The organism is Moorena sp. SIO4A5, assembly GCF_010672005.1.
Classification (GTDB): domain Bacteria; phylum Cyanobacteriota; class Cyanobacteriia; order Cyanobacteriales; family Coleofasciculaceae; genus Moorena.
The window spans coordinates 28,460-42,609 of record NZ_JAAHHZ010000035.1 but is presented as its reverse complement, the minus strand read 5'-3'; the positions used below and the strand labels follow the sequence as shown (position 1 = coordinate 42,609).

Here is a 14,150-nt window from a genome sequence, read left to right as displayed (position 1 = left end):
ATGGGTCGCAATTGCAATAATCTTTAACCTGTTCCAAGGCTTAATTATTACCCCGGTGAACTGGCAACTTCCCTTTGCCAGTTGGGTATAGACCATTACAAGATGTCGTTAATTCTGGGTGATTACCATGGCCAAAAAATTGCTTTCAATAACTAGTAGACCATCAACTAGTAGAACATCTCAACCAACATCAACCTCTACGAGCTCTGAACAAGTCATGACTAATGAGCAGCTTAACCAGGTCGTAGAAGCTATCATCGCAGGCAAGTATTCTTGGGCTTGTGTGTTAGTTCTGCGTTTTTCTGGCTACAACCCCCTCCATTACATCCCTTACCGAACCTACAATCGGTTAATCAAAGAAAATAGTCAAGCTGGTAAGCATCCAGTTGGCAAAACCCCTGTCTCACAATCACAGGTTGTTAGTAAGGTCTAGTCAGCTAAGCGGGAAAGTTGGGAGATTCATCAAGTCTGAACAAAACCCACCTGCCTAGGTCAGTTGGATGGATTATTGATGGATGATTGATGCAGAGCCTACTTGTCAACGTCTTCCCTTTTAATCTGTTGAACTGCACTCGCATCAACCGCCCTATCTGCTTGCATCTAGCTGACATCTATTGGCTTGATGATCTGACTCAGACTTGACCTCCTATCTCCCTACCCCCTACCCGTCTTGGTTTACTTTACACCAGATGCTATAGGGGTAATTTAAAGTTTAAATGAAGTTTACTTAAAGTTTTGGTGAATTTTTTGTGAATTATTGGTAAAGAGCCGGTTAATGACTTGACAAACCCTAAGTTATTAGCTAACTAAATGTAGTTAATTGTAAATGGTTAATTGTAAATGGTTAATTGTTAAAAATCAATTTTCAATGTTTAACATATGAAGAATATAATCAGGGATTCGGCAGAGCATGGGTTACCACCGTCTGCCATCAACCCAGACCCTGCTAGCAATTTATCAGTAGTGCTTCAAAGCTTGACCCTAGACTCAGTTGATCCAAAGCTCAACTATGAATTTAGTCAATCATTTGACCTTGATCACTTCCAGCTAGGGGATAAAATCATTGCCTATACTAAACCAGAGCTATCCCAAGATTCTGTTGAGATTGAACAAGATCACCAATATCTTTACCTAGTTTGTCAGGGGCGGGTACGACTACTAGGCTTTGATGCTGAAAAACAGCGGGAGGTTTCCATACAGGTACTCGAAGAAGGGGAAACCTTTGGTGCCTATGATCTCTTAGGTAGTCTATCCTATCCTTACAGAGCGATCGCAGCGAGTTCAGGACAAGTTGCTCGTATTTCGCTAAATCAACTCTTGCCTTGGTTGGAAAGGTTGCCAAAGTGGTCGGAAATCCTGGGGAAACAAGCCCAGCACCGGCAATGCCTAATTTTCTTCAAGACTTTGACCAAATTGCGTACCCTTAACGCTGTTACCCTAAATCAACTGTTGCCCTACATCGTAGAAACACGCATTGAGGCTGGGGAGTCTCTGGTGTCCTCTTCCCAAGCTGGGCATTGCTGGCTACGTAGTGGTCAAATCGGAACGCCAGAAGGAACAGAGGCAAATTCCTCTGCTCCATTTCCTAGCATCGGAGAAAGTTGGGGATATCCGATGCCAGTACCAACAGATTGGATTGCCCAAACTGATGTATTGCTTTACCAGCTGCCTCAAGAGCATTGGCAAGCGGCTTGCGCGATCGCACCAGTTTTGGCTAACTCCACGGACTCACCAGATCAGGAGAACAGGCAAACTGCTAAAAATGGTGACGGTAAATCTCCATCCCATCAACGCCTAGTTAACAAGACCCATACTCCGTCACCACATCCAAACCAGACTAGAGCACGACCGACTCGGCGAGTTTTAGAACCTCCTAAGCAACAAACGCCCCTTGAACCCAGTCAGTCAGAAAGCTTTGATTTTCCTAAACCAGCAAAGCAGGGTTGGAAATTCCTAAGGTTTTGGCAGCGCTATCCTTTTATTGAGCAGCAAGCTTCCTCGGATTGTGGTGCTGCCTGCTTAGCCATGATTGGGCAGTATTGGGGTAAACGGTTTGCTCTCAACTCCCTGCGGGAACTGGCAGGAGTGGGCCGTTCTGGTTCATCCCTCAAAGGTTTATCTAAAGCAGCAGAAAGTTTAGGCTTTCAAGCTAGTCCAGTCAGGGCTTCTTTAGGTCGCTTAGCCGATCGGAGTAATCCTTGGATTGCTCACTGGGAAGGAGATCACTATATTGTTGTCTACCAAGTAAAGGGTAATAAGGTACTTGTTGCAGATCCAGCAGTGGGGAAGCGATCGCTTCCTCGCAAAGACTTTCTCCAAGGTTGGACTGGGTATGCCATGCTATTGGATCCAACTCCCCAACTAGCAGTTACTCCCAGCGACAAACGCTCTCTAGGGCCGTTTTGGGGGTTGCTATGGCCCCATCGCTCAGTTCTGCTGCAAATTATCCTCGCTACCCTCATCCTTCAGGTTTTTGGTCTGATTAGTCCCCTATTTACCCAGATCATTCTTGACCGGGTGATTATCAACAGAAGCCTTGTCACTCTCAATGTCTTCTCCATTGGTCTAATCATCTTTGGCATTTGGACGATTGGGGTTAGTATAACCAGACGCTACTTGCTCGACTACTTTTCCAATCGGCTTAGTCTCACCTTCGTCAGTGGGTTCATAAACCATACCCTGACCTTACCTCTGAAGTTTTTTGAATCCCGCCAGGTGGGGGATATCCTGACCCGAATTCAGGAAACTGGAAAAATTCAGGGTTTTATAACTCAGCAAGCGATTGCTACTTGGCTAGATGTGGTGATGGTGTTTGTCTATATTGGACTGATGCTCTACTACAATTGGCGTCTAACTGTCCTGGTGCTGGCAACGATTTTACCCATCGCCATCTTGACTGTGATCGCCAGTCCCTTTCTACGTCAGGTGTCCAGGGAAATCTTTAAAGAAGCAGCCCAACAAAATTCTATGTTAGTGGAAATGATGTCAGGAGTTGCTACTGTAAAAACGGCGGCTTCGGAACAAGAAGTGCGCTGGCGCTGGGAAGATCGCCTCACCAATCAGTTGAATGTACAATTTAAAGGTAGAAACCTAGCGAACGGGTTGGGGTCAATTAGTTCTCTAATTAATACTCTCAGCAGCACCGCTTTACTTTGGTTTGGCGCTAGCTTAGTAATTAGTGAGCAGCTCACTATCGGTCAGTATGTCGCGTTTAATATGCTCATTGGCCGAGTGACTGGTCCAATTTTGGCTCTAGTGAATCTTTGGGATGAGTTTCAAGAAATCTTGGTGTCTGTAGAACGGCTGAATGATGTCTTATCTGCTAAGCCAGAGGAGAATCCTCAAGAACCGATGCTGGTTCTACCTGAGATTAAGGGTGATGTAATATTGGAAGATGTTACCTTCCGATACTCGGAGGATGAGGATCGCAATATCCTACAGAATATTTCCCTACACGTTAAGGCTGGAGAAACCATAGCTCTAGTGGGGCGCAGTGGCTCGGGCAAGAGTACCTTGGTGAAGCTACTCCAAGGTCTCTATCATCCGACTAATGGTCGTATTTTGATAGATGGACACGATATCCGCCATATTTCTCCCCAATCCTTGCGCTCTCAAATGGGTGTGGTACCCCAAGAATGTTTCTTGTTCTCGGGGACAATTGTCGAAAATATCACTCTCTACCGACCAGATTTCAGCCTGGATCAAGCCGTAGAGGTAGCTAAACTAGCAGAAGCCCATGCCTTTATTCAAGGTATGACTTTGGGATATAATACTAAAGTCGGAGAGCGAGGATCTACCCTTTCTGGTGGACAGCGACAAAGGATTGCCATAGCCCGAGCCCTATTGGGCAACCCCAAGATTCTGATTCTGGATGAAGCGACTAGCTCCCTAGATACAGAATCCGAGCGCCGCTTTCAACAAAACTTAGCTCGCATTAGTCGCGATCGCACTACCTTCATCATCGCCCACCGCCTCTCTACAGTGCGCAATGCTGACTGCATCCTTGTCCTAGACCGAGGTGTTCTGGTCGAGAAAGGCAACCATGAGGAACTCATGGATCGTCAAGGTCTTTACTATCATCTAGCGCAGCAGCAGCTAGATCTTTAATATATCGTTAACAAGTGCTCATTAGTCATGAGTTATTAGTTATTAGTTATTTAGTCATTAGTCATTTGTAAATACCAACAGACCCTGGTTAGTCACAAAGGACTAATGACTAATAAAATTTGAAGCTACTTATGACTATATCAAACTATGTAAAAATTTGCCAATTTGGCAACACAGTGATGTGAAAAGGAATAATGACTAAGGACAAATGAAATTTGAAGCTAGCTATCGCTATGTCAAGCTTTGTAAAAAAAAAACAAAAATCTGCCAATTTAGCAACATACTCAGATGAAATTGATCTTTTATCAGAAAAGTGGAAAACCCCTGTGTGAACAGAAGGGGAGAAAAACGTGTTTAGATATGGCTCCACACCCATCTCAAGCGCAACCGTTTAGAATCCCCTGAGAATCCCCCATGACGCACACTCACAGGATTGTTTAATTCCATTCCTTTGTTTAATTGATTCCCATTTACCCCACCAAAGGTGAGACGGAGGTAACTTGGAGAGCCTAACCCTAGGGGTTAGGTTGCTCAAGTCCACACCTCACAGCGTGCTCAGCCAAGCGGTTTGACCGACCGACGGCTACTTAAAGGGGAAGGGTTTAAGTTCTGATCTTGGGGTGCATTGAAGCTATCTGAAAAAGGGCCAAGTAGAGTCAGGTAATGCCAAGGATTTCGGTCTGCCCAACAATGCCAAACTCGCCCCGCGAAGCTAAGGGCAGCAAGAGAATTGGCCGCTGACTTTCCCAAAACATTGGTCATTTCCCTAAAATGTTAATTTAGCGTGATCTACCACCATGACACAAGCAAAACCAATCAACTCCCCACCTGAGGCGGCTACGAGTCGTCAGGGTAACGTCGTTTTAATGCCATCAGGTCGCCTGAGACCTGATTATGACCAAGAGCCTGTAGCCTCACCCAGCACAGAGGTAGGAACCAATACTGCCAATGCTCCTAGTACGTCCAAATGGTCAACCTCCATACAAACTACCCTTGACCAGCCTCCGGCGAACCTTCCCCGGCTGCTGATGTTGGGTGGGTTAAGCTTCTGTACGATATTTGTGGCTTGGGCAACGTTTGGGCAGATTGATGAAGTCGGTAAAGCTCATGGAAGCTTAGTGCCAAAAGGGGACGTTTATAAAGTTGACCCGATTGAGCCAGGGAAGATTGCTAGTATTAAGGTCAAAGAAGGGCAAGCGGTTAAAGCTGGGGAAGTCTTGGTGGAACTGGATACAGAGCTTGCTACTCAGGAAGTAGAGCGTTTAGAGAAAGTGCTTAATGCCGACCGGATTAAGTTAGTTCAGATGCAAGGACTGCTTGAAAGAACCCGTCTGGAAGCAGAAACTCGTGAGCAGATTACCCAAGCAGAAGTTCAAGCACAACAAGCTGCGATCGCACGAGCACAAGCTAGTGCATCGGCAATTAGACAACAAATCATTCAACATCAGTTAGCTAAAGCCGCTAATCGCGAACGATTACAACGGATGAAGCTGGTGCAGGCGACAGCCCAAGAACTGCTCCAGCAACGGCGGGCTAATGTAGTGGCTCTTAAAGAACGACTCGATAATCTTAAGCCTCTGTTGGCAGAAGGAGCAATCTCCAAAGAACAGGTATTTCAAGCAGAACAAAGCTTTCGTGCTAGCCAAAGTGCTGTTACCGAAAGCAAACTGCAAGAGGGTTTGAGTACTCGCGAACAAATCTTTCAAGCTCAGCAAAGTATACGCGATCGCGAAGCGGCGACTAGTCAAAGCCAAGGTGAGCTACAACAAACTTTAGCAGAGATCAAACGACTAGAGGCAGAATTAGAGCATCGGCAAGCGACGGGACGCACCACTCGCCTAGAAGCACAGCAGAAAATTCAACAGTTGGAAGTGGAACTGACCCAAATCAAAGCTAGAATTTCTGAAAATGAAACCCTGGTCAATACTGCTAAAACCAGGCTCAAACAGAAGTTTCTTAAAGCGCCAGTGGATGGGATAATATCTTCCCTCAACATTTCTAATACTGGTCAAGTCGTGCAACCGGGACATAGCATCGCCGAAATCGCTCCTCAAGGTGCCCCCCTAGTGCTATCGGCAAGTTTGCCTACTCGCGAGGCAGGGTTTATTAACGAAGGAATGCCGGTGCAAGTGAAATTTGATGCCTATCCCTATCAGGATTACGGCATCATCAAAGGCACGGTGATTTCCATTTCTTCCGATGCTAAAGCTGATCAAGTAATGGGTTCAGTCTATAAGGTGAAAGTGTCCCTTGACCGTGACTATGTGATTGAAGATGATGAAATCATCCGGTTTAAGGCTGGTCAGACCGCCAATGCTGACATCATCATCCGCCGCCGTCGGATTATCGATTTCTTATTGGATCCGATGCGACAGCTGCAAAAAAGTGGCATCGATCTATAGTGCTCTGTTGTCTCATTTTCATCACTGACTGATCGTTTTCCGTTGACGGTTAACAGTTGACCGTTAATTCTTAGTAGTCAACTTGCTAGTAATTCCTTGAAATCTGCAAGTTAACTGCACCCGACCTTATAAACTATTGACCTTTAGACTTACAGGATCAGAAATAACCATGACCTATCGTATTCCTTCTGCCAATACCAAGCTCGACAAAGTGATGGATACCGATAAGTTTAGCGAGATCGAGGAAGCCATCCTTGATGGCAAGTATTCTTGGGCTTGTGTGTTGATGCTACGCTTTGCGGGCCATAACCCCCTAGACTACATGCCTTCTAGAACCTACAGCCGCTTGCTCAAACAAAACCGGGATATGATCTTACAGAAGCAAGCTAGTATGATGAACAATGGCACTAAAGCCTTGAATGCACGGAAGCGTTTGAGCCAGATCAAAGATCTGGCTTATGTAGAGAAGCTTGGCAAGAAAACCTCACAGGTCCACGGTGGGGATCAAGAACAGCAGTTGATCGCTGAACTGGAAGAAGAGGAATCCATGCTCAAGAAATTAGCGGATTATTTACGGCGAGACTGTTTGGTTTCCCTGTGGTGAGCAGGTGTAATCATTTTCCTACCCATGCTCCTTGTCATTACCACTACTGCTTAGCACTACACCGGATCAGACTAAGCCTGTGGTCAAACTAATTCATTAAGAACTGCCTTGTCCGTGTTGATGGACGAGGCGTTTTTTGATCTGATCACAGACCGGTATGAAACAGCCCTAGGAAAGATAGCCCTAGTAAAAATAGCCCTAGTAAAAACAGCCCTAGTACTTTGTCAATTTAGTTTTGAGGGTTAGGGCTAGGTGGCACGGTTAATGGTTAAGCGGGCCTAATCTAAGGGGTTTAAGCGTGGCTAATCCCTAGTTAACCTAAGTTCGACGTAACCCTGAAAGCCTTAATCTACCCTAGTTGCCCAACCCTTGTATTTCTTACTCTTTCGTCAAGCGATCGCTTATATCGAACTCAGGTTATACCAATTCTTAGCCCTCACAGGGCTACACATTATTAATTTAATCTCCCCATCTCCCCATCTCCCCACACTTCCCACACGCCCCACACGCCCCCTCTCCTCACACTTCCCACACTCCCTGCTCCCTGCTCCCTGCTCCCTGTTCCCTGCTCCGCTGTTCCCTTTGCTATTAACTAATGACTCAACATCCCACGGACTTTAGCACCTACTTTAGTTGTGGGATGATTCAACCATCAATATCAAGCCAAAGTGGCGTTCATTTTTTTAATTAGATTAGATATAATAACCCGCTCATTACTAATAATTTACTTCAATAAAACCTCATCAACATTACCCATCTCTTTGAACTAATTCAGAATCGGTTACTAGTCACTCTTTAGTTGTGGGAGGAGTCAAGCATCAATCTCAAGTCAAAGTGGCGTTCATTTTTTTTTATATTAGATATAATGACAAGTTTGTTCATAATAATTTACTTGACTAAAACCCCATAAATATTACCAATATCTTTGAAATAATCCAGAATTGGTTACTGCTGACTACATCCTTTTAGTAAATCCAGTGATTTTCAAAAAAGAAAAGCTTGAAGCCAAATTGGCGAGACATGCCTAGGGGAATATGGATATAGTTATATCAACAGCTAAAACAAAGCTGCTCCACAGAAATAAAATCAACAACAAAGAAGGAGAAAATCAATGCTTATTTCTGATCTAAACCATCTAGAATCCGTTGATGCTAGCCAAGTTCAAGGTGGTACTACTATTGCTGGAATCACATTCAACAACAATGTCACCAGCGTTTTCAACACCACCAGCACCATCACCGAAACTGAAGTTTTCAATACCAGCATTACTTCTAGCGTAGACATTAATGGTATTACCGCTTCAGGTGGTACTACATCTGAAGGTTCTAGCGATCAAGGTAATAACGTTGCTACTAAGCAAGAAAGCGTCTTCATCACTATTGAGCAAGGTGGAGTAACTGGTTCCAAGTCTGTAGGTCTTGGCTTCTCTGGTATCAGCCGTTAGTAATTAATCACGAAAAGTTTCTGATTAATTAGTTTCTAAATCTCGATTCATCATCAACAACCAACAAGGAGAAAATCAATGCTTATTTCTGACTTAAACCATCTAGAATCCGTTGACGCTAGCCAAGTTCAAGGTGGTACTACTATTGCTGGAATCACATTCAACAACAATGTCACCAGCGTTTTCAACACCAGCAGCACCATCACCGAAACTGAAGTTTTCGATACCAGCATTACCTCTAGCGTAGACATTAATGGTATTACCGCTTCAGGTGGTACTACATCTGAAGGTTCTAGCGATGCAGGTAATAACGTTGCTACTAAGCAAGAAAGCGTCTTCATCACTATTGAGCAAGGTGGAGTAACTGGTTCCAAGTCCGTAGGTATTGGCTTCTCTGGAATCAGCCGTCATTAATTAATCAGGACAAGTTACTAATTAAGTAATTTGTAAACCTCGATTCATTATTCAGGGTAAACGCATCTTATTTTGAAATGCCTACTGGATATGAGATTCATATGATAAGTATTTTAACTTATTAAGTTTGAAATCTTTTCTGAGTAACGTTTCTATAATTTAGATGCGTTTGCCTTGATTCATTATTAACAATAAAGGCTCTCCTAGACTGATTATAGTAAATTAGTAGTTTAAATGAGCTTAACCCCTTAAATAGCAAGGGATTCAATAAACTAAAAATACATTGTCTTGATGCAGTCGCTCATGGTTTGAATTTACCGTAAGATAGGGTCGCCTTATTAAAAAATAGTTAACCCTTTTCTGCATAACCTGCTAACTATAAAGGCTCCACTATCTAAGGTTTTGTCTCCGGGGGAAACCCCCAAGACCGCGCTGCATCGCTTTTATTAAAATTGCATTTTTAAATTACTCAAGAGCTTACTAAGCAAGGACTATGGCGATTATTTTGTACTAATTTATCATAGCCACTCTAGGAGAGCCACAATAAAAAAGGAGAAAATCAATGCTTATTTCTGATCTAAACCATCTAGAATCCGTTGACGCTAGCCAAGTTCAAGGTGGTACTACTATTGCTGGAATCACATTCAACAACAATGTCAACAGCGTTTTCAACACCACCAGCAACATCACCGAAACCGAAATTTTCAATACCAGCATTATCTCTCGTGTAGACATTAATGGTATTACCGCTTCAGGTGGTGTTACATCTGAAGCTTCTAGCGATAAAGGTAATAACGTTGCTACTAAGCAAGAAAGCGTCTTCATCACTATTGAGCAAGGTGGAGTAACTGGTTCCAAGTCTGTAGGTATTGGCTTCTCTGCTATCAGCCGTTAGTACTTAATCAGGAACTTTTTGTGATTAAGTAATTTGTAACCCTGGGTGTCTTCATATCCTAATATAATGCATTAAATTCAATTATATATCAAGATTATTACAATCATTTTTATGTGGGAATAACTCATTTTTTTGACTTCAATATACTAAATTATCAGTAGTTATATCAAACCGTAATTAAATAGGTTGATTGCCAAATTAGCGAGACAATAATTTTGAAAAAGGATAGTTTAATTGAAGTGTAATTTAAGCATTTTGATTAACAAAAAGGAGATAAATAAATAATGATTATTTCTGATCTAAATCATTTAGAAACTATTGCTGAAGACCCCAAAGTTGTGGGTGGCTCTGGCTACTACCAACCTTACTTACCTTTCGGATTTAACAAATTTATCAACGTCGGTATTGACATTGAAGAGAACGTAGCTACGATTGATGGCCGCGCACAAGCCTTTGGTGAGGAGACCTTCACTAACGTCACTGGCAGTACTACCACTACTGAGCATGGTTCTCAATCTACCCTAAGTACAATATCTGTTAGTTCTTCTAAGAATAAGAAGCATTATTACTAAAACGGCTTAGAGTAATCGTTGAGACTTAAGGCTATCAATGCTGCGGAAAGATGAAGCAAAAATCAGTAACATCTTTCCGCAGCATTAATCACAATGGGAGCATCCCATTTTTGTGAATTGGTAGTGGAAGCATTTTGCTTGTGGTGAGTAAAATAAGGACGTAATTGGTAGTGGGAGCATCTTGCTCGGTACTTACAGAAAACGGTGCTCCCAATTTATCATATTTAGTTGCTTTTATATTTAGTTGCTTTTAAATGCTCCCAATCACAATTAACTATTACCTAATTTGACCAGGAGAATCATTCATGAAAATTTCTGAATTAGAATATTTCGAGCTAAAGGTAAAAGACCACCCTATTTTAGGTGGTTTTGTTTTTACTAATGCTCAAGCCTTAGCTGGTCCTGGCATTGCTACCGCTAATGGTAAGGCCGATGCTTTCGGTCAGCATACCGATACATCGGTAAAAGGCTTTACCGATGTAGACCAGTTCTTTTCTGAAGCTAGGGCAAGAGCTGAGGCTAGGGCTAGGGATCGTTTTTACTCGGGTCATTCTGTCTACGATGCCTTTGCGATTTATGGTTTCATTGGGTAACTCAACAAATATATAGCAGTTCTTATTTGGGTGAGGTACTTTGCTTATTATTTTAAGGCAAAAGGCAACAGGCAACAGGCAACAGCGCTGCATCGCTTTTATGATAATTATTTTATCAATTATTGTCCGCTGAGCCTAAGTTATCCGATACGAAGTTACCGAATTATGCCAAAAATATAGTTAATTTTTCACTAATTAAAATTGTTTTTAACTCGTTCCATTAGTAACAAAGGAGGTTAACGATTATGTTTGATAGCTTTGATTTATGGGCTTTACCTGGCTCATTTACAACGATGAAGGCTAGTCGTTCTACAATTATATCTGTATCGGAAGTAAATTCTGAAGCAGCAAGTACTATGACTAATGCCATGAGCATCGATCCTGATGGAAACATGGCTACGAGTGCAGTGCAAGCATCTGCTAGTAAAGCCACAAACACTGCGGGTATTGTTGAAGCTAGCGCTGGTACTGATAACTTCTCAGCACCTGATATTCAGGAACCTTTTTTCATGAGATTTAACTTCTTTAGCAGATACTTCTGAAGCTATAAGCTTAATAAAATCTAATCTAGCTTCTGTGTGCTGGCTTCAAAACGGGGATTGAGGGGCGAGGTGTTTTGATTGAGGTATAAGTCTAAACTCTAGGTTTGACTGTCAAATACTCCCCCCTCAATTCGGCAACTTGGCAGAGGTTAGGAATTGCTTTTTGTATGATGATAATAGTCAGAGGGTTGACTCAGCTGAATCTGACCAAGACTGTAAGTAGTTCCAATTATAGTTCATAATCGGGTGTAATGGTTGACCTTTCCAAAGCATCGGTGACTCCAGAGGAAATTATGTACTCCTTGAAAAAGGAGATACATCTCAAGGGCATCTGTCAAAAAGTTTTGTATCAACGAGTTATCAATAAAGCAGCTCAAGAAAGAGGGATAACAGTCTCACCAGAAGACGTGCAAGCTCAGGCGGATGAGATCCGTTATGCCAATCGTTTGGAAAAGGCAGCAGAAACATTGGCTTGGCTGGCAGATCAGATGGTGACAGCAGAGGATTGGGAAGCGGGAATTAGCGATCGCTTGCTTGCCCAAAAGCTTGCTGAGTCCTTATTTTCTAAGGATGTCGAAAAAAGCTTTGCTCAAAATCGACTGGACTTTGAGCAAGTGTTGGTTTATCAAATTCTGGTGGATTCTGAGGAAATTGCTCTGGAGCTTTTCTATCAGATTGAAGAAGGAGAAATCAGTTTTTATGAAGCTGCTCATTTCTATGATATAGACCCAGAAAGGCAGCGACGGTGTGGCTATGAAGGAAAGTTGCATCGCTGGAGTTTTAAGCCTGAGATAGCTGCCGTTATCTTTAGTGTTCAGCCAGGAGAAGTGACTCATCCCCTGCAAACCGAACAAGGATATCATCTTTTCTTAGTTGAAGAATTTATTCCAGCTGAATTAACCGAAGAAAAGTCTAAAGAAATTTTACAGAGTATGTTTCAAGAGTGGCTCAATAGTGAAGTTAACTATATGATCCATAGTGAACTTAGTACCATCAATACTGGGGAATAATCCCAATGCTATTAATGGTTTTAGAGAGCAGGGAGCTAAGGCCGTGGGCCACGCTTACTGGCAGAGCCAGACGCTGCGCGAACGCGAACGGAGCTTCGGAGCAGGGGTAATAAAATTGAATCTACCTAATAACTAAAATTACTAACTAGAGTGATGTAACCATGAAACGTTCCCAGACAATCATAAAATGGATAGTTTCACCAGATGGTACGGTTGTAGTCCAAGCCGAAAGTACAGCAACTGCCTCTGGGGATGAAGCAACCATTATTCAAGAGGTTACTGTCAAAAGAGACTCTATTGCCAGAATTTATAGCAGAAGTTCATCCTCTTGCTATGCTTCTTCTAGTAAGTAGTTTACCGATAGCATTTCTAAATCAATTATACAAAATAATTACCGTTTTTGACCTTGTCTTGAGTAAGCATTTAGCTATCAGCTTTGGGCTTTGGCCTATGGCCACGCTACGGGAATGGCCACGCTACTTGAGGTGCTATCAGCTTTGGGTCTGTGGCCAACGGCTGACAGCTGACTGCTGAATGCTTACGGCTATAGTCCCATTGGTAAACAAAAATCTATTTCTCAAACCAGTAGAAAAGGAAGAAGAGTCAATCCGCATCGGAGTTTGGGAACAAGACAAAAGATTTGAATATACCTTGAAAGTGGGAACTTACAACACCAACAGTTATCTTCGTTTGATGGAATGGCAAGCACAAAAAGCGATGAAGCGATTATTTGAGACAGGAAAGCCCACAGTGATTATTCACGATAACGCTTCAATCCATCGTGCCAAGGTAGTTCAACAACGTCATCAAATTTGGTCAAAACAAGGACCCACGCATCTTTTTTCTTCCTCCTTATTCTCCTCAAATGAACCGTATTGAAGACCAAGGGCTACATCTCAAACGTCAAGAATTGGGTAGTTATGTATTTGAGGATGAATACGACCAACGCTTTAGCAATTATTGAGGGGATGGAAAATCGGGGTCAACAGGGAAATTATACTGTTGAACGTTTGATGTTTAATTAAGTGGAGCTACTTAACTATTGATTAACTTATAGCAAGTCCGGAGGATGAGTGATGATTAACAATATCCACGTTCTTCCCTCCCCTTACTTCTCCCCATCTCCCGATCAGTTTTAATGATTTAGTATTAAGGGTCGATGATATGACGACCAGATAGGGAGTATGGTGCTCTGTAAGCTGGCGAATTTAAGTTGGCGAATTATTGATGGGTATAACCCCTAGGGTAATTGATAAACCGTATCACACTATAGCGGTTTTTAAGCTAGTAAGGTACAAGTTTTTGGGTTTATAGGGAGCAGGGAGCAGGGACTTCGGAGCAGTAAAGTCAGAAGAAAGAAAAGGTAAAAAATCCTGTGTACCTCATTAGGCTAAAAACCGCTATATCACGAATCACAAAGCTTCTCTAGGAGCTGAGACATTGCTGTACTTGTGAATTTTGTTTAAAGTTTATAGTAAAATTTAATGAAGAGTTGGTAAAGTACTTGTGAAACTATTGATAACTACTAAACTGATTATATGAGTTTAGTAAAAATGTTAGGAAAACT

15 protein-coding genes are annotated in these 14,150 nt (G+C 42.5%); 14 read left to right on the top strand and 1 reads right to left on the bottom strand.

The genetic code is table 11. From position 1 onward, the window contains the following. Nucleotides 1-127 precede the first annotated feature (127 nt). Together F6K57_RS13015 and F6K57_RS13010 are read left to right on the top strand one after the other, a co-directional pair. On the top strand, nucleotides 128-433 hold the full coding sequence (locus F6K57_RS13015; protein ID WP_293024719.1) for a HetP family heterocyst commitment protein: 306 nt from the start codon (nucleotides 128-130) through the stop codon (nucleotides 431-433). 446 nt (nucleotides 434-879) lie between these two features. Further along, nucleotides 880-4,107: a peptide cleavage/export ABC transporter gene (locus F6K57_RS13010; RefSeq protein WP_293068160.1), complete on the top strand. Its 3,228-nt coding sequence runs from the start codon at nucleotides 880-882 to the stop codon at nucleotides 4,105-4,107. 555 nt (nucleotides 4,108-4,662) lie between these two features. On the opposite strand, the gene F6K57_RS13005 is transcribed toward F6K57_RS13010, so the two are convergent. Beyond that, nucleotides 4,663-4,869, bottom strand: a complete 207-nt coding sequence (locus tag F6K57_RS13005; protein ID WP_293068157.1) for a hypothetical protein — start codon at nucleotides 4,867-4,869, stop codon at nucleotides 4,663-4,665. Nucleotides 4,870-4,904: 35 nt separating this feature from the next. Between F6K57_RS13005 and F6K57_RS13000 the strand changes: the two genes are divergently transcribed. The 12 genes from F6K57_RS13000 to F6K57_RS12945 all read left to right on the top strand — a co-directional run bounded on the left by F6K57_RS13000 (nucleotide 4,905) and on the right by F6K57_RS12945 (nucleotide 13,462). Further along, nucleotides 4,905-6,509, top strand: a complete 1,605-nt coding sequence (locus F6K57_RS13000) for an HlyD family efflux transporter periplasmic adaptor subunit (RefSeq protein WP_293068154.1) — start codon at nucleotides 4,905-4,907, stop codon at nucleotides 6,507-6,509. 169 nt (nucleotides 6,510-6,678) lie between these two features. After that, entirely contained in the window at nucleotides 6,679-7,113 is a 435-nt protein-coding gene (locus F6K57_RS12995) for a HetP family heterocyst commitment protein (RefSeq protein ID WP_293038909.1), read from the top strand. A gap of 1,111 nt (nucleotides 7,114-8,224) precedes the next feature. Continuing rightward, on the top strand, nucleotides 8,225-8,557 hold the full coding sequence (locus tag F6K57_RS12990; RefSeq protein WP_293038913.1) for a hypothetical protein: 333 nt from the start codon (nucleotides 8,225-8,227) through the stop codon (nucleotides 8,555-8,557). A 78-nt stretch (nucleotides 8,558-8,635) separates the two neighbouring features. Next, nucleotides 8,636-8,971, top strand: coding sequence for a hypothetical protein (locus F6K57_RS12985; protein WP_293038915.1), 336 nt, complete (start codon nucleotides 8,636-8,638; stop codon nucleotides 8,969-8,971). A gap of 562 nt (nucleotides 8,972-9,533) precedes the next feature. Then, the gene (locus tag F6K57_RS12980) at nucleotides 9,534-9,866 is read left to right on the top strand and encodes a hypothetical protein (RefSeq protein ID WP_287249001.1); all 333 of its coding nucleotides are present in this window, start codon (nucleotides 9,534-9,536) and stop codon (nucleotides 9,864-9,866) included. 284 nt (nucleotides 9,867-10,150) lie between these two features. Beyond that, nucleotides 10,151-10,438 carry a hypothetical protein gene (locus tag F6K57_RS12975; RefSeq protein ID WP_293068146.1) on the top strand — a complete coding sequence of 96 codons (288 nt, stop codon included), beginning with the start codon at nucleotides 10,151-10,153 and terminating at the stop codon, nucleotides 10,436-10,438. A 305-nt stretch (nucleotides 10,439-10,743) separates the two neighbouring features. Next, the gene (locus tag F6K57_RS12970; RefSeq protein ID WP_293047321.1) at nucleotides 10,744-11,031 is read left to right on the top strand and encodes a hypothetical protein; all 288 of its coding nucleotides are present in this window, start codon (nucleotides 10,744-10,746) and stop codon (nucleotides 11,029-11,031) included. Between the two features lie 245 nt (nucleotides 11,032-11,276). Further along, complete coding sequence (locus F6K57_RS12965; protein WP_293047323.1) at nucleotides 11,277-11,573, top strand: hypothetical protein; 297 nt, start codon at nucleotides 11,277-11,279, stop codon at nucleotides 11,571-11,573. A 251-nt stretch (nucleotides 11,574-11,824) separates the two neighbouring features. Next, the gene (locus F6K57_RS12960; protein WP_293068142.1) at nucleotides 11,825-12,583 is read left to right on the top strand and encodes a peptidylprolyl isomerase; all 759 of its coding nucleotides are present in this window, start codon (nucleotides 11,825-11,827) and stop codon (nucleotides 12,581-12,583) included. Between the two features lie 161 nt (nucleotides 12,584-12,744). Further along, entirely contained in the window at nucleotides 12,745-12,936 is a 192-nt protein-coding gene (locus F6K57_RS12955) for a hypothetical protein (RefSeq protein ID WP_293024708.1), read from the top strand. Beyond that, nucleotides 12,917-13,117, top strand: a complete 201-nt coding sequence (locus F6K57_RS12950; protein WP_293024706.1) for a hypothetical protein — start codon at nucleotides 12,917-12,919, stop codon at nucleotides 13,115-13,117. The genes F6K57_RS12955 and F6K57_RS12950 overlap by 20 nt, the downstream gene beginning before the upstream one ends. Continuing rightward, nucleotides 13,118-13,462: a hypothetical protein gene (locus F6K57_RS12945; protein ID WP_293068139.1), complete on the top strand. Its 345-nt coding sequence runs from the start codon at nucleotides 13,118-13,120 to the stop codon at nucleotides 13,460-13,462. Nucleotides 13,463-14,150 lie beyond the last annotated feature (688 nt).